The organism is Micromonospora sp. CNZ309 (assembly GCF_002846525.1).
Window position 1 is genome coordinate 7,098,381 of record NZ_PJNG01000001.1, and the last position, 16,829, is coordinate 7,115,209.

At 73.5% G+C, this 16,829-nt stretch carries 20 protein-coding genes and 1 pseudogene; 9 read left to right on the forward strand and 12 right to left on the reverse strand.

All coding sequences use genetic code 11. The features are described 5' to 3' along the window. Positions 1-7: 7 nt before the first annotated feature. The 4 genes from CLT72_RS30605 to sigB form a co-directional block, all read right to left on the reverse strand. Positions 8-415 carry a VOC family protein gene (locus CLT72_RS30605; protein WP_101414711.1) on the reverse strand — a complete coding sequence of 136 codons (408 nt, stop codon included), beginning with the start codon at positions 413-415 and terminating at the stop codon, positions 8-10. Continuing rightward, on the reverse strand, positions 412-918 hold the full coding sequence (locus CLT72_RS30610) for an SRPBCC family protein (protein WP_350821089.1): 507 nt from the start codon (positions 916-918) through the stop codon (positions 412-414). The genes CLT72_RS30605 and CLT72_RS30610 overlap by 4 nt, the downstream gene beginning before the upstream one ends. Beyond that, positions 915-1,325, reverse strand: a complete 411-nt coding sequence (locus tag CLT72_RS30615) for an ArsR/SmtB family transcription factor (RefSeq protein WP_199184816.1) — start codon at positions 1,323-1,325, stop codon at positions 915-917. The genes CLT72_RS30610 and CLT72_RS30615 overlap by 4 nt, the downstream gene beginning before the upstream one ends. A 111-nt stretch (positions 1,326-1,436) precedes the next feature. Further along, on the reverse strand, positions 1,437-2,453 hold the full coding sequence (gene sigB / locus CLT72_RS30620; RefSeq protein ID WP_392567260.1) for an RNA polymerase sigma factor SigB: 1,017 nt from the start codon (positions 2,451-2,453) through the stop codon (positions 1,437-1,439). A gap of 258 nt (positions 2,454-2,711) precedes the next feature. Between sigB and CLT72_RS30625 the strand changes: the two genes are divergently transcribed. Continuing rightward, positions 2,712-3,500 (forward strand): sporulation protein, encoded by a 789-nt coding sequence (locus CLT72_RS30625; protein ID WP_101414713.1) that lies wholly within the window; start codon positions 2,712-2,714, stop codon positions 3,498-3,500. Between the two features lie 96 nt (positions 3,501-3,596). Here CLT72_RS30625 and dtd read toward each other — a convergent pair whose 3' ends face one another. Both dtd and CLT72_RS30635 read right to left on the reverse strand, forming a co-directional pair. Then, on the reverse strand, positions 3,597-4,019 hold the full coding sequence (gene dtd / locus CLT72_RS30630) for a D-aminoacyl-tRNA deacylase (protein WP_101414714.1): 423 nt from the start codon (positions 4,017-4,019) through the stop codon (positions 3,597-3,599). Next, a complete protein-coding gene (locus CLT72_RS30635) occupies positions 4,019-5,503 on the reverse strand; it encodes a DUF7782 domain-containing protein (protein ID WP_199184679.1) in 1,485 nt (494 codons plus the stop codon). The genes dtd and CLT72_RS30635 overlap by 1 nt, the downstream gene beginning before the upstream one ends. Positions 5,504-5,632: 129 nt before the next feature. On the opposite strand from CLT72_RS30635, the gene CLT72_RS30640 reads away from it, so the two are divergent. The 3 genes and pseudogenes from CLT72_RS30640 to CLT72_RS33145 all read left to right on the forward strand — a co-directional run bounded on the left by CLT72_RS30640 (position 5,633) and on the right by CLT72_RS33145 (position 7,522). After that, positions 5,633-6,223: an HhH-GPD-type base excision DNA repair protein gene (locus CLT72_RS30640; RefSeq protein ID WP_101414716.1), complete on the forward strand. Its 591-nt coding sequence runs from the start codon at positions 5,633-5,635 to the stop codon at positions 6,221-6,223. 56 nt (positions 6,224-6,279) lie between these two features. Beyond that, positions 6,280-7,227 (forward strand): annotated as a pseudogene (locus tag CLT72_RS30645) (low temperature requirement protein A); the annotation flags it as partial. Between the two features lie 76 nt (positions 7,228-7,303). Beyond that, on the forward strand, positions 7,304-7,522 hold the full coding sequence (locus CLT72_RS33145; protein ID WP_350821086.1) for a hypothetical protein: 219 nt from the start codon (positions 7,304-7,306) through the stop codon (positions 7,520-7,522). 13 nt (positions 7,523-7,535) lie between these two features. Here the strand turns inward: CLT72_RS33145 and CLT72_RS30650 are convergent, their stop codons facing one another. Together CLT72_RS30650 and CLT72_RS30655 are read right to left on the reverse strand one after the other, a co-directional pair. Continuing rightward, positions 7,536-7,847 (reverse strand): hypothetical protein, encoded by a 312-nt coding sequence (locus tag CLT72_RS30650; protein ID WP_101414717.1) that lies wholly within the window; start codon positions 7,845-7,847, stop codon positions 7,536-7,538. 13 nt (positions 7,848-7,860) lie between these two features. Further along, a complete protein-coding gene (locus CLT72_RS30655) occupies positions 7,861-8,145 on the reverse strand; it encodes a hypothetical protein (protein ID WP_350821085.1) in 285 nt (94 codons plus the stop codon). Positions 8,146-8,248: 103 nt separating this feature from the next. On the opposite strand from CLT72_RS30655, the gene CLT72_RS30660 reads away from it, so the two are divergent. Beyond that, positions 8,249-8,608, forward strand: coding sequence for a DUF3099 domain-containing protein (locus CLT72_RS30660; RefSeq protein WP_172896557.1), 360 nt, complete (start codon positions 8,249-8,251; stop codon positions 8,606-8,608). A gap of 56 nt (positions 8,609-8,664) precedes the next feature. Here the strand turns inward: CLT72_RS30660 and CLT72_RS30665 are convergent, their stop codons facing one another. Further along, positions 8,665-9,561, reverse strand: coding sequence for a carbohydrate kinase family protein (locus CLT72_RS30665; RefSeq protein WP_101414719.1), 897 nt, complete (start codon positions 9,559-9,561; stop codon positions 8,665-8,667). Further along, positions 9,558-10,487 (reverse strand): pseudouridine-5'-phosphate glycosidase, encoded by a 930-nt coding sequence (locus CLT72_RS30670; RefSeq protein ID WP_101414720.1) that lies wholly within the window; start codon positions 10,485-10,487, stop codon positions 9,558-9,560. Before CLT72_RS30670 ends, CLT72_RS30665 begins: the two co-directional genes overlap by 4 nt. 87 nt (positions 10,488-10,574) lie before the next feature. Here CLT72_RS30670 and CLT72_RS30675 point away from each other — a divergent pair, with 87 nt between their 5' ends. The 3 genes from CLT72_RS30675 (at position 10,575) to CLT72_RS30685 (ending at position 13,383) form a co-directional block, all read left to right on the forward strand. Next, on the forward strand, positions 10,575-10,793 hold the full coding sequence (locus CLT72_RS30675; RefSeq protein ID WP_089001394.1) for a DUF3039 domain-containing protein: 219 nt from the start codon (positions 10,575-10,577) through the stop codon (positions 10,791-10,793). 40 nt (positions 10,794-10,833) lie between these two features. Then, complete coding sequence (locus tag CLT72_RS30680; protein WP_101414721.1) at positions 10,834-11,484, forward strand: trimeric intracellular cation channel family protein; 651 nt, start codon at positions 10,834-10,836, stop codon at positions 11,482-11,484. A gap of 168 nt (positions 11,485-11,652) precedes the next feature. Then, positions 11,653-13,383 carry a DEAD/DEAH box helicase gene (locus CLT72_RS30685; protein ID WP_101414722.1) on the forward strand — a complete coding sequence of 577 codons (1,731 nt, stop codon included), beginning with the start codon at positions 11,653-11,655 and terminating at the stop codon, positions 13,381-13,383. A gap of 234 nt (positions 13,384-13,617) precedes the next feature. Here the strand turns inward: CLT72_RS30685 and CLT72_RS30690 are convergent, their stop codons facing one another. Next, positions 13,618-13,851 (reverse strand): DUF7455 domain-containing protein, encoded by a 234-nt coding sequence (locus CLT72_RS30690; protein ID WP_074474066.1) that lies wholly within the window; start codon positions 13,849-13,851, stop codon positions 13,618-13,620. 244 nt (positions 13,852-14,095) lie between these two features. Then, on the reverse strand, positions 14,096-15,703 hold the full coding sequence (locus CLT72_RS30695; RefSeq protein ID WP_101414723.1) for an RNA polymerase sigma factor: 1,608 nt from the start codon (positions 15,701-15,703) through the stop codon (positions 14,096-14,098). A 288-nt stretch (positions 15,704-15,991) separates the two neighbouring features. Between CLT72_RS30695 and CLT72_RS30700 the strand changes: the two genes are divergently transcribed. Then, positions 15,992-16,807, forward strand: a complete 816-nt coding sequence (locus CLT72_RS30700) for an inositol monophosphatase family protein (RefSeq protein WP_101414724.1) — start codon at positions 15,992-15,994, stop codon at positions 16,805-16,807. Positions 16,808-16,829: the final 22 nt, after the last annotated feature.

Genomic DNA, 16,829 nt, shown 5'->3' on the forward strand with positions numbered 1-16,829 from the left:
GTGGCGCTCAGGCCCGCTCGGAGATCTGCTGCACCGCCCAGGCGTTGCCGTCGGGGTCGGCGAAGTGGATGAAGCCGACGTTGTCCAGCGGGTCGGGCACCGGGCGGGGGTTCTCGCCGACGACCTGGATCTCGCTGACCTCGACGCCGCGCTCGACCAGCTCGGCCCGCGCCCTGCGCAGGTCGGGCACGACGAGCTGGAGGCCCTTGAGCGAGCCGGGGGGCATCTGCGGCACCACCCCCTTGCCGATCACGACGGAGCAGCCGGAGCCGGGCGGGGTCAGCTGGACGATCCGCGCAGCGTCGTCGATCACCGTGTCGTGGTCGACGACGAAGCCGAGCCGGTCGGCGTAGAACGACTTGGCGCGGTCCACGTCGGAGACCGGCACGATCACCACTTCCAGGGTCCAGTTCATGCTGTCGCTCCTCCTGTCGTCGTTGGCCGGCCCAGCAGGTCGGCGAGGCGGGTGAAGCTCTCGCCGACGCCCCGGGCCATCGGGTAGCGCAGCACCCTGTCGCGGCCCGAGGGGGTGGCGTAGCGCAGCGTGCTGGTGACGGTGGTGCGCCCGACGAGTTCGGCGAACTCGTGGGTGATCAGGGTCTCGCCCGGATAGGACTGGTCGTCGAAGAGTTCGGTGAGAACCAGTCGCCGGGGCGGGTCGAGGTGCCGGTACACCCCGCTCTGGCCCATCCGCTCCCCGCCCGGGCCCTGCGAGACGAAGCGCCACCGTCCGCCCACCCGCAGGTCCACCTCGCACTCGACCAGCCGCCAACCGCGCGCGCCGTACCACCGCACGAGCAGCTCCGGGCGGGTGAAGGCGGCGAAGACCAGGGACGCGGGCGCGTCGAACAGCCGGCTCAGCACGATCTCCCGGTCACCCGGCGCGTGGACCACCAGTGGGTCGCCGTCGCCGGTCACCGGTTGGCGTCCGGGATGTCGTCACGCCCGGTGCCGGCGGGGGCGCCGACCCTCCGGTCGGTGGGCTGGAGGTCGTCGAGCAGGGCGTCGAGGCGCTGGTAGCTCTCCGCCCAGTAGTCCCGGTAGCCGGCGAGCCAGGCGGTTGCCTCCCGCAACGGGCCGGCCTCCAGGCGGCACGGTCGGCGCTGGCCGTCGCGGCCCCGGCTGACCAGCCCGGCGCGCTCCAACACGCGCAGGTGCTTGGAGACGGCCGGCTGACTCATCGCGAAGGGCGCCGCCAGCTCGGTCACGGTGGCCTCGCCGGCCGCCAGGCGGGCCAGGATGGCCCGTCGGGTCGGGTCGGCCAGCGCCGCGAAGGTCGCGTCCAGCAGGTCGGCGCGCACGATTCGATAACCTCCCGGTTCAATAACCAGATGGTTTTATAACCCGGCGGCGCCGCCGGGGCAAGCACCGTTCCGGCGCGCCGGACGAACGCGAGGCCCCGGCGAACCGCCGGGGCCTCGCGTGGCGCAGGGACGTCAGCAGGCGTACGCCTCCAGGCGCTGCGCCCGCTCCGGGTCGCGCAGCTTCAGCAGGGTCACCTTCTCGATCTGCCGGATCCGCTCCCGCGACAGGCCGAACTCCCGGCCCACCTCGTCGAGGGTGCGCTGCCGGCCGTCGTCGAGGCCGAAGCGAAGCCGGATCACGGCCTGCTCCCGCTGGGAGAGGGTGGACAGCACGATGCTCACCTCGTTGCGCAACTCACCCTGCGCGGCGGCGTCGCCCGGCTCGGCGCTCGGGTCGACGGCGGCCACGAAGTCGCCGAGCGCGCTCTCGCCGTCCTCGCCGACCGCCTGGTCGAGGCTCACCGGCTCCCGGTCGTACGAGATCAGCTCGATCACCTGGAACTCCGGGATGTCCATGGCCCGGGCGACCTCGGCGACGGTGGGCTCGCGGCCCAGCGAGACGGAGAGCTCGCGACGGGCCCGGACCATGCGGTTGACCTGCTCGACCATGTGCACCGGGATGCGGATCGTGCGGGCCTGGTCGGCCATGGCGCGGGTGATCGCCTGTCGGATCCACCAGGTGGCGTACGTGGAGAACTTGTAGCCCTTGGCGTAGTCGAACTTCTCGACCGCGCGGATCAGGCCGAGGTTGCCCTCCTGGATCAGGTCGAGGAAGGCCATGCCGCGGCCGGTGTAGCGCTTGGCGATGCTGACCACCAGGCGCAGGTTGGCCTCCAGCAGGTGGTCCTTCGCGGCCCGACCCTGCGCGACGATCAGCTCCAGGTCGGCCCGCAGCTCCGTCGAGACGGGGGTGCAGGTCGCCAGTTTCTCCTCGGCGAACAGGCCGGCCTCGATCCGCTTGGCGAGGTCGACCTCCTGGGCGGCGGTCAGCAGCTTCGTGCGACCGATCCCGTTCAGGTATGCCCGGACCAGATCCGTGGAGACGCCGCGCTCGTCGGTGGCGTCGAGGTCGGTCAGGGTGTCGGTGGCGCTCGCGGCCTCGGTGGTGCCGGCCGGGCGTGTCCGGTGCTCCGTCATCTGTTGGGCCATCTCAGTTCTCCCCGTGTCCACGTCTGTGCCGTTGGTTCCGGCCCAGTGGTGCCGGTGTGACACACAGCTTGGCGGGCGGGGCGTGAAACGGGAGTGAGGCGATCGGGGACCCGACACCAAACGCGTCGATGGCCTGCTCAGCGTACGCGGCTCGTCGCCGAGCGGTTGTTGCCGCAGGCGGTTACCGTGCCAGCGGTCGGCCGGTACGGCCGGCGTCGCCGGTGACACCGGCGCAGCGAACTGGTCAAGGAGGTTGGCGTGGTCTTCAAGCGGCTCATGCAGGCGATGGGTGTGGGTGGCCCGTCGGTGGAAACCGTGCTGGCGAACCCGAACTGCCGCCCCGGCGGGCAGTTGGAGGGCGTCGTCCACGTGGCCGGCGGCGACCACCCCGTCGACGTGGAGTACGTCGCCCTGGGCCTGGTCACCCGGGTCGAGGTGGAGAGCGGCGACAACGACTACGAGACCACGCAGGAGTTCCACCGGCAGGCCGTGACCGGCGCGTTCCGGCTCGACGCGGGGCAACGCCACGACATCCCGTTCCGCTTCCCCGTGCCGTGGGAGACGCCGCTCACCGAGCTGTACGGGCAGCACCTGCACGGCATGACGATGGGGCTGCGTACGGAGCTGGAGGTGGCCCGCGCGGTCGACAAGGGCGACCTGGACGCCGTGGCGGTACACCCGCTGCCGTCGCAGCAGAAGATCCTGGAGGCGTTCCTGCGGCTGGGCTTCCGGTTCGCCCGCGCCGACGTGGAGCGGGGCCACATCTACGGCGTACGGCAGAGCCTGCCCTTCTACCAGGAGATCGAGTTCTACCCGGCGCCGCAGTACGCCGGGGCGATCAACCAGTTGGAGGTCACCTTCGTCACCGACCCGCAGCAGATCCAGGTGGTGCTGGAGCTCGACAAGCGCGGCGGGCTGTTCACCGAGGGACGCGACGCGTTCGGCCGCTTCACCATCGACCACGCCACCGCCGAGCGCACCGACTGGGCCGCCCAGCTCGACGCCTGGATCCGCCAGTCGCTCCAGCGCCGCGGTCTCTTCTCCTGACGCCTGCCCGACCTCTCCGGCCGCGCCCGAGGGCGACGGGACGGGGCCTGGTGGCCGTCGTCCCCGTGGGCGGCGAGGAGAGGCGGGAGCGTGCGCTCAGAGGTCGAGCAGCACCGTACGGGGACCGACGTTGACGCTCTCGACCAGCATGTGGGCGCGGAAGCGGCCGGTCTGCACCTTCGCGCCCCGGGCGCGCAGCGCCGCCACGACCTCCGTCACCAGGGGCTCCGCGACCTCCGCCGGGGCGGCCGCCGTCCAGCTCGGACGGCGGCCCTTGCGGGCGTCGCCGTAGAGGGTGAACTGGCTGACCACCAGGATCGGCGCGCCGGCGTCCGCCGCGGACCGCTCGTCGTCGAGGATCCGCAGCTCGTGCACCTTGCGAGCCATCGTGCGGGCGGTCTCGACGGTGTCGGTGTGGGTCACCCCGAGCAGCACCAGCAGCCCGTCGTCGATCGCGCCGACCACCTCGCCGTCGACCGTCACGGCGGCCCGGCCGACGGTCTGCACCACGGCCCGCATCAGTCGGCCACCGGCTCGATGAAGCCCCGCTCGACGAGGTGCGCGACGATCGGTCCGGCCGCCTCGGCCAGCTCCCCGGGGGCCACGTCGTGCGCGGCGGCGAGCAGGGCGAGCTGGTCGCGCAGTGGCAGCCGCCCGTCGGCCCCGCCGACCAGGGCCAGGACCAGTGGGTCGATCTCCTCGGTCCAGCGCAGGCCGTGCGGCATGGCCAGTACCTGCCGGTCCACCGCCCAGCCCTCGTCGCCCATCGTGGCCTCCTGCCGCAGCTGGAGCCCGTCGGCGGCCCGGAACCGGGCGGCGAGCAGCCCGTCGGTGTCGCGGCCGCGCAGCCAGTCCTGGCGGTCGAACCACGCGCCGACCCGGTCGCCGAGCGGCGCCTGCACCCGCTGGCGCAGGTCCTCCACCCGCAGGACCGGATCGTCGTGGCCGGAGCGGCGCAGGGAGACGATGCCGAAGCCGACCGCCTCCACCTTGTGCGCGTCGAACCAGTCCAGCCAGTCCGCCATCCGGCGCGGGTCGGCCGCCTCGCCGACGTCGGTGAGCCACAGGTTGACGTACGCCATCGGGTCGGCCACCTCACGCTGGATGACCCAGGCGTCCAGCCCTGTGCCGGCGAACCAGCCGGTCACCCGCTCGGCCCAGTCCTCCCCGGCGACGTGCACCCAGTTGGCCAGGTACTGCATGGTGCCGCCCTCGGTCAGCAGGCCGGGCGCGGCGGCGGCCAGTTCGGCGCCGATCGCGTCGCCGACCCGCCCCGAGTCGCGGTAGACGTGCGTCGTGGTGCCGGGGCCCACCACGAACGGCGGGTTGCTCACCACCAGGTCGAAGCGCCGCCCGGCGACGGGGGCCACCAGGTCGCCGCGGAGCAGCTCCCAGTCCTGGCCGTTGAGCGCGGCCGTCGTGGCGGCGAAGCGCAGCGCCCGCGCCGAGAGGTCCGTGGCGGTGACCCGCCCCGCGTGGGTGCCCAGGTGCAGGGCCTGTACGCCGGAACCGGTGCCCAGGTCCAGCGCGGTCTCGACGGGCCGGCGTACGGTCGCGCCGATCAGCGTCTGCGTCGCCCCGCCGATGCCGAGGACGTGCTCGGCGTGCAGCGGGCGGCCGGGCCGGGCGCTGGCGGGCACGTCGGCGAGCACCCACCAGTCGTCCCCGTACGGCTCCAGGTCCACGCCCATCCGCAGCCCGTCGCCGTGCCGCTCGACCAGGCCCCCGGCGAGCGCCTCGTCCAGCGACAGCGGCGCCAGCGCGGCGGCCACGGCGGCCTCCGGCTCGGTCTGCTCGCAGACGAACACGCGGATCAGTGTGCCGAGCGGGTCGCGGTCCTCGGTGGCGCGCAGCGCCGCCCGGAAGTCGTTGCGGGCGACCCCGCCGGTGGCCTGCGCGCCGAGCCGGGTGGCGATGCCGTTCGAGGTGAATCCCGCGCGGGTCAGCGCGGTCCGCAGCGCCTCGACGCCGGCGGGGGAGAGCAACATGTCGTGTCCGTCCACGTCGCCATCCTGCCTGGTGCGCGGCGCGGGCACGCGGCCACCCGGCGATCCCGGGGCCCACCTCCCGCGACCCGTGGGCGGTACGCGAACGCGCGTGTCCGGGCACCGGCCGGTCGGCGTGGTGACAGCATGGACGCCATGACGCTCGCACTGCCCATCGACCCGGAGGCCAACCGGTTGCTGGAGCGCAGCCCGCTGGCGCTGCTGCTCGGCATGGTCCTCGACCAGCAGGTGCCGATGGAGAAGGCGTTCTCCTCGCCGTACGTGCTGGCTCAGCGCCTCGGGCGCGAGCTGGATGCCCGGGAGCTGGCCGGACACGACCCGGAGGCGCTGGTCGCCCTGTTCGCCCAGCCGCCGGCGCTGCACCGGTTCCCGAAGGCCATGGCGTCCCGGGTGCAGGAGGTGTGCCGGGTCCTCGTCGACCGGTACGACGGCGACGCCGCCCGGCTCTGGTCCGACGTTGCCGACGGCCGGGAGCTCCTGCGCCGCATCGCCGACCTGCCCGGCTTCGGCGCGCAGAAGGCGCAGATCTTCCTCGCGCTGCTCGGCAAGCGGTTCGGGGTCACGCCGGCGGGCTGGCGGGAGGCGGCCGGCGGCTACGGCGACGCGGACGCCCACCGGTCGGTGGCCGACGTGACCGACGCCGACTCGCTGCGCCGGGTGCGCGAGTACAAGCAGCAGATGAAGGCGGCGGCGAAGGCGAAGACCGTCGGGGGCTGACGCAACCGCGGGGTGGAGCCGGTCGTTGTAGCCAGGATGGTGACGACGGGCAGCCGATGACGGACGAACGCGCCGGGCGGCTGCTGCGGCCGGAGGACAGCTCGCCCCGGGCCACCTTCCTGGAACTCTTCTTCGACCTGGTCTTCGTCTTCGCGCTGACCCGGGTCTCAGTGCGCCTGGTCGACGCCGCCGGTGCCCCCTTCGGCGAACTGGTCCTCGAGATCGTGCGCACCGGCGCGCTCTTCCTCGCCCTCTGGCTGCTCTGGTCGATCACCGCCTGGGTGACCAGCCGGTACGAGCCGGAACGGGTGGTGATCCAGTTCGTCGTGGTGGGGTCGATGTTCGGCGCCATGGTGATGGCCGTGGCGCTGCCCCGGGCGTTCGAGGAACGGGCCCTGTCGTTCGTGCTCGCGTACCTGGCGGTGATGATCGGCCGGCCGCTGGTCATGGCCTGGGCGCTGCGCCACCACCCGCGCCGCACGGTCCCGCTGCGACTCGGCGCCTGGGCGGTCGCGGGCGCCGTGCCGTGGCTGGCCGGGGCGCTCGCGCCGGAACACCTGCGCCTGCCGCTGTGGGTGCTCGCGCTGGCTGTCGACGGCATCGGCCTCGGGCTCGGCTGGCCGCTGCCCCGGTTGGGTCCGGCGCGCGCGTCCGGCTGGCTGATCGCCGGCGAGCACCTGGCCGACCGGTACCAGCAGATCTTCCTCATCTCGCTGGGGGAGACCATCCTGGTGATCGGGCTGACCTACAGCGGTGTGGACTTCACGGCCGATCGGGCCGGCGCCTTCGCGGTCGCGTTCGTCACCACGGCGCTGCTCTGGCGGATCTACTTCCACCGGGCGGGTCACCTGCTCGGCGAGGCGCTGCGGGTGGCCCGGTCGCCCGGGCGGCTCGGTGCCTCCGTCGGCGGCACCCACCTGCCCATCGTCGTCGGCGTGCTGAGCACCGCCGTCGGTTACGAGCTGGTGATCCACGACCCGTACGGCCCGGCCGACCCGGCCTGGCTGGTCTTCATCGTCGGCGGTCCGGCGCTCTTCCTGACGGCCCTGGGCCCGCTTCGAGTACGAGATCTTCGGCCGGGTGTCCTGGTCCCGGATGGGCGGCCTGCTGGCGTTGCTCCTGCTAACGCCGGTGCTCGCCCTGGCCCCGCCCATGGGGGCGCTCACGCTGGTCGCCGCCGTGCTGGCCGGGGTGGCGGTCGCCGACGCGCGACGCAGCCGGGGCCGTACGCCCGAGAGGTCCGCCTCGCCGCTCGGGCACGGCGAAGCGGGGGAGACGGGCTTCCACCCGGCCCCGTGATCGGGGTGCGGGGTCAGGCGGCGGTCGGCCGGGAGAGGGCGGCCAGGGCCCGCCGGACGTCGGCGAGGGAGACCGTGGCGGAGTCGTCCAGGTCGGCCAGGCCGGCCTCGATCCACTGCCGCATGAGCGTGGTGACCCCGATGCCGCGCGCGTCGGCGGCGGCGCGGACCCGCTCGTACGTCTCCAGCGGCAGGCGCACCGAGCGGCTGACCATGGGGGTGTCGGTGTCGGGGGCGGGCAGCTCCACCTGTGGGCTCCCGTCGATCAGCTCCGCGAGCCGGTCACCGCCGCTGTGGAACTGCTTGGTCGCGTCGTTACGGTTCATCGTCACCGCCTCCTCATCGAGATCTCCGCACGGCCTCGTCGTAGCGCTTCGCCTCGACGTCGCTCAGCTCGCGGGCGGAGAGGACGTCCCAGTCGTTGTCGGTGCCGTCGGCCTCGGCGAGCAGCACGGCCAGTCGGCGCCCCCGGCGGGCGGCGGCGTAGACGACCATCACGTCGTCGCCGAGGTGCCGGATCACCCGGCGGGTGCTGTGCAGCGCCTCCCAGACTTCCCCGGGCGTGACGTCGTAGACCCTCAGGTTGGCCAACGCCTCGTCGGTGAAGCTGAACCTGCTGCCCACGGCGCGAGCGTACCACGGAGGTAACACGAGGCCAGGTCGAGCGATTCTCGCTGATCACGCGCCGGAGGTGTCAGGATGGGGCGTAACCCCCTCGAGGAGGTCCATGGTGAAGCGTCAGGCGTACCAGCCGATCCTGATCACCGACGCCTCACGCAGCCAGGACGACCAGCTCACCAGCCGTCAGAAGCGCTACGTGCTGATGATGGGCATCCGGGTGGCCTGCGTGATCGTCGGTGCCGTCCTGGTCGGCGTGCAGGCCCCGCTGCTCTGGCTCTGGCTGCCGATGGTGGCCCTGGGCATGGTGCTCATCCCGTGGCTGGCGGTCCTGCTGGCCAACGACCGCCCGCCCAAGGAGCAGCACCGACTGGCCAACCGGTTCCAGCCGCGGCACCGCGACGAGACCCCGCCGATGAGCCTCACCGCCCAGGAGCGCCCCCACAAGATCATCGACGCCGAGCCCTGACCCACCCGCCCGCCGGGGGAGGCCCGGCGCCCGCACCTGCCCGGCAGGCCGGCAGGTCACGGAGCGGGGCGGGCGCCGATCTGCGAGACCGCGAGGGCGCCGAGGTCGCCGGCGCGGCCCAACGCCACCGTCGGCTCGGCGCCGTCGAGCCAGGCGGCCAGCAGCCCGGCCGCGAACGCGTCCCCGGCGCCGGTGACGTCGACCACCGCCACCCGGCGGGCCGGCGCGACGGCGACCGACGCGGCCCGGTCCACCCAGACCGCCCCGGCGGCGCCCTGCTTCACGACGATCCGCCGGGCGGAGGCCGACAGGACCCGCCCCTGCGCCGCCGGGTCCAGCCCGCCGGCCAGCACCGTCGCCTCGTCGGCGTTGACCAGGAGCAGGTCGACCCCGCGTACCCAGGACAGGAAGGCCGCCGCGCCGACCCGCCGCAGCGGGGCCGCGGAGGCCGCGTCGACGCTGGTGCTGAGACCGCGCTCGCGGGCGGCGGCCAGCGCCCGCAGCCCCGCCGGTCGGGACTCGTCGTCCAGCAGGGTGTACCCGGACAGGTGCAGGTGCCGCGCGTCCGGCGCCGTGGCCAGCGCCGCGTCGACGTCGCGCGGGGCCAACCGCAGGTTCGCGCCCCGCTCGGTGACCATCGACCGCTCCCCGGCCGTGGCCAGCACGATGACCGTCCCGGTGGCGCGGTCGGGGCACACGGTCGTCGCGCAGTCGACCCCGGCGCGCTCCAGCTCGGCCACCCGGTCCCGGCCGGCGTCGTCGTCGCCGACGGCGCCGACCAGCGTGACCGGTACGCCCTGGGCGGCGAGCCAGGCCGCGGTGTTGGCGGCCTGCCCGCCGCCGCTGAACCGGATCGCCGCCGGGGTGTCCGACCCGGTGGTCAGGGGCCCGGCCAGCACCGCCACCACGTCGGTGATCAGGTCACCGACGACGAGGACGCGGCCTGCGCTCATGCCCCGGCGCGGCGGGCGGCCGCAGCGACGGCGATCCGGGCGGCGAGGTCGGCGTTGCGCAGGATGATCCGGACGTTCACCGCCAGGCTCGCCCCCTCGGTCGCCGAGTGGAAGTGCGCGAGCAGGTAGGGCGTCACGGCCTTGCCGGTCACCCCGTCGCGCTCCAGCAGGGCCAGCCCGTCGGCGAGGGTCCGGTCGTGCAGCTGCGGGTCGAGCTGCTCGTCGGTCGGCAGCGGGTTGGCCACGATCAGGCCGCCGTGGTGCACGCGCTGCTGCTCCCGGGCCACCAGCACGTCCGCGACCTGCTCCGCCGACTCCAGCGACCAGTCCAGGTCGAAGCCGCCGTCGGTGATGAAGAAGCCGGGGAAGCGCCGCGTCCGGAAGCCGACGACGCCGACGCCGAGGGTCTCCAGCCGCTCCAGGGTGGCGCCCACGTCGAGGATCGACTTGACCCCGGCGCAGACCACCGCGATCGGCGTACGGGCCAGGGTGACCAGGTCGGCCGACTCGTCGAAGGTCTGCGCCGCCTCCCGGTGCACGCCGCCGAGGCCGCCGGTGGCGAACACGGCGATCCCGGCGGCCGCGGCCACCGCGCTGGTCGCGGCCACGGTCGTGGCACCGTCCGCGCCGGTCGCGGCGGCGAGGGCGAGATCGCGTACTGAGAGCTTGGCGACCCCGTCGACGGTGGCGAGCCGGGTCAGCTCCGCGTCGTCGAGGCCCACCACGAGCCGCCCGCCGACCATGCCGATGGTCGCCGGCACCGCGCCCGCGTCCCGGACGGCCTGCTCGATCTCGCGGGCCACCCGCAGGTTGTCCGGCCGGGGCAGGCCGTGCGAGACGATGGTGCTCTCCAGGGCGACGACGGGACGCCCGTCGCGCAGGGCGTCGGCAACCTCGCTGCCGTAGCGGATGTGAAAGTCGGTCACGTAACCACCGTACGGCCCCCGTCCGGGCGACCTGAAGTGGACCGGAGCGGGGGTGACCTGCCAGACTTGACGGTCGGAGGTGCAGAAGTGAGCACAGAGGTTCTCGAGCGTCCGGAGCTGAAGGACGCCGACACCGGTCCCGAGATGTTCCACTACGTGCGCAAGGAGAAGATCGCCGAGAGTGCCGTCATGGGCACGTTCGTCGTCGCGCTGTGCGGGGAGACCTTTCCGGTCACCAAGGCCGCCAAGCCCGGCTCGCCGGTCTGCCCGAAGTGCAAGGAGATCTACGACTCCTGGGGCGAGTGAACGTGGGCGACCCTCCGGGGCGCGCACGTAACCTTCGCCGGTGACCACCTCCACCGCCCTGCTCCTCGCCGACCTCACCGGGGTGGCGGTCTTCGCCGCCTCCGGGGCCTCCGCGGCGGTGGCCAAACGGCTCGACCTCTTCGGCGTCGTCTTCGTCGGCTTCGTGGCCGCGCTCGGCGGCGGGATCTTCCGTGACCTGGCGATCGACGAGGCGCCGCCGCTGGCCTTCGGCGACTGGCGCTACGCCGCGACGGCCGCCGTCACCGCCGCCGCCGTCTTCTGGCTGCACCCCCAGTTCGCCCGGCTGCGCACCACCGTGCTGGTGCTCGACGCGGCCGGGCTGGCGCTGTTCACCGTCACCGGCACGGTCAAGGCCCTCGACGCCCAGGTGCCGGCGGTGGGGGCCTGCGTGATCGGCATGCTCACCGCGATCGGCGGCGGCCTCGGTCGCGACCTGCTCACCGCCGAGATCCCGGTGGTGCTGCGGCGGGAGATCTACGCCGTCGCCGCACTCGTCGGCTCGATCCTCGTGGCCCTGCTGGACGCGCTCGGGCACGCCAACGCCGGCTGGCTGACCGCGGCGGCGGTCGTGGTCTTCCTGCTGCGCCTGGTGGCGCTGCGGCGGCGCTGGTCGGCGCCGGTGGCCACCCTGCGTCCCCCGCGTACGGGGACCTCCGGCAACCGCCCCTGACTCCGGTGACGGATGTGACCAGCGTGGCGTCGGCTGGGTCGGGCGGGCCGCGCTGGTTATGCTGAGTCGGCCTTCGCGGCACCATCTGCGCGGAGGCGTTTTCATGGGCGGCGGTACCCGTGGCCCTCGCCCGGGGTCCGCCGTCAGGCGGTCGGAGAGGAGCTTCCCGTGGCGGCCCGGATGCCGGCGATCGAGACGTTTCCGGCACTACGCGCGTGGCAGCGCAAGGCACTCGTGGAGTACCTGCGCCGGCGGGACCCCGACTTCACGGCGGTCGCCACCCCGGGCGCCGGAAAGACCACCTTCGCCCTGCGGATCGCCGCCGAACTGCTCGCCGACGGCACCGTCGAGGCGGTGACCGTGGTGGCCCCGACCGAGCACCTGAAGACCCAGTGGGCACAGGCGGCGGCCCGGGTCGGCATCCAGCTCGACGCCGCGTTCCGCAACGCCGACCTGCACTCCTCCGCCGACTTCCACGGCGCCGTCGTCACGTACGCGCAGGTCGGCATGGCACCGCACGTGCACAAGCGGCGCACCCTCACCCGGCGCACCCTGGTCGTCCTCGACGAGATCCACCACGCGGGGGACAGCCGCTCCTGGGGCGACGGGGTGAAGGCGGCCTTCGAGGGTGCCGAGCGCCGGTTGATGCTCACCGGGACCCCGTTCCGCTCCGACGACAACCCGATCCCGTTCGTCAGCTACGAGCGGGGCGGCGACGGCCTGCTGCGCTCGCGCGCCGACTCGGTCTACGGCTACGCCGACGCGCTGCGCGACGGCGTCGTCCGGCCGGTGCTCTTCCTGGCGTACTCGGGGGAGACCCGGTGGCGCACCAACGCCGGGGACGAACTGGCGGCGCGGCTCGGCGAGCCGATGACCCAGGACCTCGTGGCGCAGGCGTGGCGTACCGCGCTGGACCCGGCGGGCGACTGGATGCCGCAGGTGCTGCGGGCCGCCGACGCCCGGCTGACCGTCCTGCGCAACGCGGGGATGCCCGACGCCGGCGGGCTGATCATCGCCAGCGACCAGCAGACCGCCCGCTCGTACGCGAAACTCATCGAGCAAATCACGGGCGAGCGCGCGGCGGTGGTGCTCTCCGACGACGTGGGTGCCTCGGCGCGGATCGCGACGTTCGCGGCGTCCGAGCAGCGCTGGCTGGTGGCGGTCCGGATGGTCTCCGAGGGCGTCGACATCCCCCGGCTGGCCGTCGGCGTCTACGCGACCAGCGCCAGCACCCCGCTCTACTTCGCGCAGGCGATCGGCCGGTTCGTCCGCGCCCGCCGCCCCGGCGAGACCGCCTCGGTCTTCCTGCCCAGCGTGCCGCACCTGCTCGGGCTGGCCAGCGAGATGGAGGCCGAGCGGGACCACGTCCTCGGCAAGCCCAAGGACCGCGAGGGCTTCGATGACGACCTGCTGGAGCGCGCCCAGCGCGACGACCAGGCCAGCGGCGAGTTGGAGAAGCGGTTCGCCGCGCTCTCCGCGACGGCCGAGCTGGACCAGGTGATCTTCGACGGCGCCTCGTTCGGCACCGCCGCCCAGGCCGGCACCCCCGAGGAGGAGGAATACCTCGGCCTGCCCGGCCTGCTCACCGCCGACCAGGTGGCCCTGCTGCTCACCAAGCGCCAGCAGGAGCAGCTCGCCGCCCAGCGACGCCGGGCCACCCGGCCCGCTGAGGCGGCCGCTGAGGCCCCCACGGCGCCGCCGGTACCGATGAGCGCCGCCCAGCGTCGGGTCGCCCTACGCCGCCAGCTGAACGCCCTCGTGGCCGCCCGGCACCACCGCACGGGGCAGCCGCACGGGAAGATCCACGCGGAGCTGCGCCGCCTCTGCGGCGGCCCGCCGAGCGCCCAGGCCACCATCGAGCAGCTCGAGGAACGTATCGCCACCGTCCAGACCCTCTGACGGCGGCCGGATCACCGCCGCCGGCACGGCGGACGGCTCCGGTGAGAGCGACGCCTCCGGTCGGCGGGACGCCGCCCGGTCCGAGGGACGGCGCCAGCCCGTAGGGACGCCCGGGTGGGCATCGCCATCGGCTGGCACCAGAGACGGCGCCATCGGCCCGAAGGACCCGAAAAGCCGGCCGGAGGCCCCTTGCGGGGGCCTCCGGCCGGCTATGTCGTGGATCTGCGAAATCTCTCAGTTCGCCATCAGATCGGCGCCACGCCAGCTGAACTCCGGGTCCGTCGCGAATCGCACGGTGATCTTCACGAGATCCTCCGCGTACTTGTTCGCGTGGTGCCCACAGAACACCAGTTCGCTCCCACCCGCCAGAGTGATCCGGAGCTTGCCGGCAGCATTGCAGCGGTCGCACCGTTCATCGGCGGCTGGGGGAGCCACCGTCTCGGGCGGCGGCGTGAGGGTCGGGGTCATCGCCTTCCTCCTCTGGTCGTCACCGATGAACAATCTCTTCGGTCGTTGCTCACCTATCGTGCAACACCCTGTCCCGGCGCTGCCTTCCCTGTGTGCCCGCGGGGGACCGAGGTCACACATGGCACGGACAGTGTGCCGTGCACCAAGGGTGCCACGTCAACGATCACAATCGTGCAACCGCACGGTCACCTTCCGACGTTGCACGCCAGGTGATCAAAACGACACGTTCGGTTGACGATCGCGATCAGTCCAGGTAGTCGCGCAGCACCTGCGAACGCGACGGGTGGCGCAGCTTGGACATCGTCTTGGATTCGATCTGCCGGATGCGCTCCCGGGTCACCCCGTAGACCTGGCCGATCTCGTCCAGCGTGCGCGGCTGGCCGTCGGTCAGGCCGAAGCGCAGGCGTACCACACCCGCCTCACGCTCGGACAACGTCTGGAGCACCTGCTGGAGCTGGTCCTGCAGGAGCGAGAACGAGACCGCGTCGACCGCGACCACGGCCTCCGAGTCCTCGATGAAGTCGCCGAGCTGGCTGTCGCCCTCGTCGCCGATGGTCTGGTCCAGCGAGATGGGCTCCCGGGCGTACTGCTGGATCTCCAGCACCTTCTCCGGTGTGATGTCCATCTCCTTGGCGAGCTCCTCCGGGGTGGGCTCGCGGCCCAGGTCCTGGAGCAGCTCGCGCTGGATGCGGCCGAGCTTGTTGATGACCTCGACCATGTGCACCGGGATGCGGATGGTGCGGGCCTGGTCGGCCATGGCGCGGGTGATCGCCTGTCGGATCCACCAGGTGGCGTACGTGGAGAACTTGTAGCCCTTGGTGTAGTCGAACTTCTCGACCGCGCGGATCAGGCCGAGGTTGCCCTCCTGGATCAGGTCGAGGAAGGCCATGCCGCGGCCGGTGTAGCGCTTGGCCAGCGAGACGACCAGCCGGAGGTTGGCCTCCAGCAGGTGGTTCTTGGCGCGCTCGCCGTCGCGCGAGATCCAGCCCAGGTCCCGCTGCATCTCGCGGGTGAGCTTCTCCTCGCCCTCCTCGGACGCGCGCAGCCGCTCGGCGGCGTAGAGCCCGGCCTCGATCCGCTTGGCCAGCTCCACCTCCTGCTCGGCGTTGAGCAGCGGGACCTTGCCGATCTGCTTGAGGTACGCCCGGACGGAGTCGGCGGAGGCGGTCAGCTCCGCGTCGCGGCGGGCCTGCTTGAGCGCCTCCGACTCCTCGTCGTCCCACTCGAAGTCGTTGTCGCTGGCCGAGTTGGCGGCGTCGGTCTCGGCGGCCCGGGTCAGCTCCGCGGGCTCCTCGACGACCACGTCCTCGATCTCGGCGGCCAGCTCCTCCGGGTCGATGTCGCCTTCGCCCTCGCCCTTGGCCTTGCCGCCGGCCTTGGTCGGCTTGGCGCCGGCCGCCGCGACCGTCGCCTTGGTGGCCCGGGTCGACTTGGTCGCCTTCGCCGGCGCGGCGGCCTTGGCGGCCACCTCGGCGGTGGTGCCGGCGGCCTTGCGGGGGGCGGCCTTGCGCGGGGCGGGCGCCGGAGCCTCGTCGGCGGCGGGCGCCTGCTTCGGGGCGGGCGCGACGGCCTTCTTGGTGGTCTTGGCGGTGGTGGCCCGGGACGCCGGGGTGGCCGATCGAGCGGCGGCGACGCGGCGGCGGGTGCTCGCCGAGCCGTCCACCACCACGGTCACTCCCGCCTCGGAGAGCGCCCGCAGGATCTTCTTGGCCTGGGCCGGAGTCACCTCGGCGGACTCGACGGTGCGCGCGAGCTGAGCCGACGTGAGCTGACCACCGGCGCTCTGCGCGTGGGCGATCAGAGTGTCGGTGAGCGAGCGAACGTCGGCGCCGGTCTGGCGGGGTTCTGTCACGAATGACCTTCCGGAGGCGAAGAGCGAGCACGGCCGGGTCGTCCGACGCAGAGCGGGGCACCTTGCCGGGCGATGTGGTTGAGGGACCCCCGTGTCCCGGGCCGGCCGGTCGTTGGCGGTCCGTCGCAGCGTGGGCAGGGGTGAATTGTAACGCCGTCTGCGGCGATCATCCGTCGCCGCACGGCGGACCGGCGGCGGGGGCCGCCGATTCGACGCAGATGTGGACTTTGTAAGGATGGTACCGCGCGTGGCCCGGAACACCCCGGCCGTGTGGGAAGGGGACGAACGATGGATCGCTCGACGCCGTCGGAACTGCTGGAGATCGCGGTCGACGTGGCCCGCGACGCGGCCGCGACCGCGCACCGGATGCGGGTCGAGGGCGTCTCGGTGGCCGCCACCAAGAGCACGGTCACCGACGTGGTGACCGCCGCCGACCGGGCGGTCGAGCGGCAGGTGATCGACGCGCTGCGCCGGCTGCGGCCGGGCGACGCCGTCCTCGGCGAGGAGTACGGGGTGGGCGAGACCGGCCCGGTCGGCCCCGGTGGGGTCCGCTGGATCGTGGACCCCATCGACGGAACCGTCAACTACCTCTACGGGATCCCGCACTGCGCGGTGTCGCTCGCCGCCGAGGTCGACGGCCAGGTGGTCGCCGGGGTGGTGCGCAACGTCAGCACCGGCGAGGAGTGGACGGCCACCGTCGGCGGGGGCGCCTGGCGCGCCGGCGAGCGGCTGCGCTGCTCCACGGAGACCGACCTCGGCCAGGCGCTGGTCGCCACGGGGTTCGGCTACGACCCCGGGCGCCGGGCCCACCAGGCCCGGGTGGTCGCCGAGCTGATCCCGCACATCCGTGACATCCGCCGCTTCGGCGCCGCCGCGCTGGACCTCTGCCTCGCGGCGGAGGGGCGGGTGGACGCCTACTACGAGAAGGGGCTCGCCGCCTGGGACCAGGCCGCCGGCGCCCTGGTCGCGACCGAGGCCGGGCTGCTGGTCGCCGGGCTGGGCGGACTGCCGGCCGGCCCGGACCTGGTGATCGCCGCGCCGTCGGCGCTGTTCAAGCCGCTGCACGACCGCCTCGCCGACCTGGACGCCTCGGGCGGTCCCTGACCGGCCGGCCCGCGCCCCCGGC

What these genes read in the sequence shown, in the direction of transcription:
- CLT72_RS30665 (WP_101414719.1), bottom strand. Translation starts at nt 9,561, where the DNA reads ATGAGCGCAGGCCGCGTCCTCGTCGTCGGTGACCTGATCACCGACGTG.
- CLT72_RS30640 (WP_101414716.1), top strand. Translation starts at nt 5,633, where the DNA reads ATGGACGCCATGACGCTCGCACTGCCCATCGACCCGGAGGCCAACCGG.
- CLT72_RS30700 (WP_101414724.1), top strand. Translation starts at nt 15,992, where the DNA reads ATGGATCGCTCGACGCCGTCGGAACTGCTGGAGATCGCGGTCGACGTG.
- sigB (WP_392567260.1), bottom strand. Translation starts at nt 2,453, where the DNA reads ATGGCCCAACAGATGACGGAGCACCGGACACGCCCGGCCGGCACCACC.
- CLT72_RS30605 (WP_101414711.1), bottom strand. Translation starts at nt 415, where the DNA reads ATGAACTGGACCCTGGAAGTGGTGATCGTGCCGGTCTCCGACGTGGAC.
- CLT72_RS30690 (WP_074474066.1), bottom strand. Translation starts at nt 13,851, where the DNA reads ATGACCCCGACCCTCACGCCGCCGCCCGAGACGGTGGCTCCCCCAGCC.
- CLT72_RS30660 (WP_172896557.1), top strand. Translation starts at nt 8,249, where the DNA reads ATGGTGAAGCGTCAGGCGTACCAGCCGATCCTGATCACCGACGCCTCA.
- dtd (WP_101414714.1), bottom strand. Translation starts at nt 4,019, where the DNA reads ATGCGGGCCGTGGTGCAGACCGTCGGCCGGGCCGCCGTGACGGTCGAC.
- CLT72_RS30650 (WP_101414717.1), bottom strand. Translation starts at nt 7,847, where the DNA reads ATGAACCGTAACGACGCGACCAAGCAGTTCCACAGCGGCGGTGACCGG.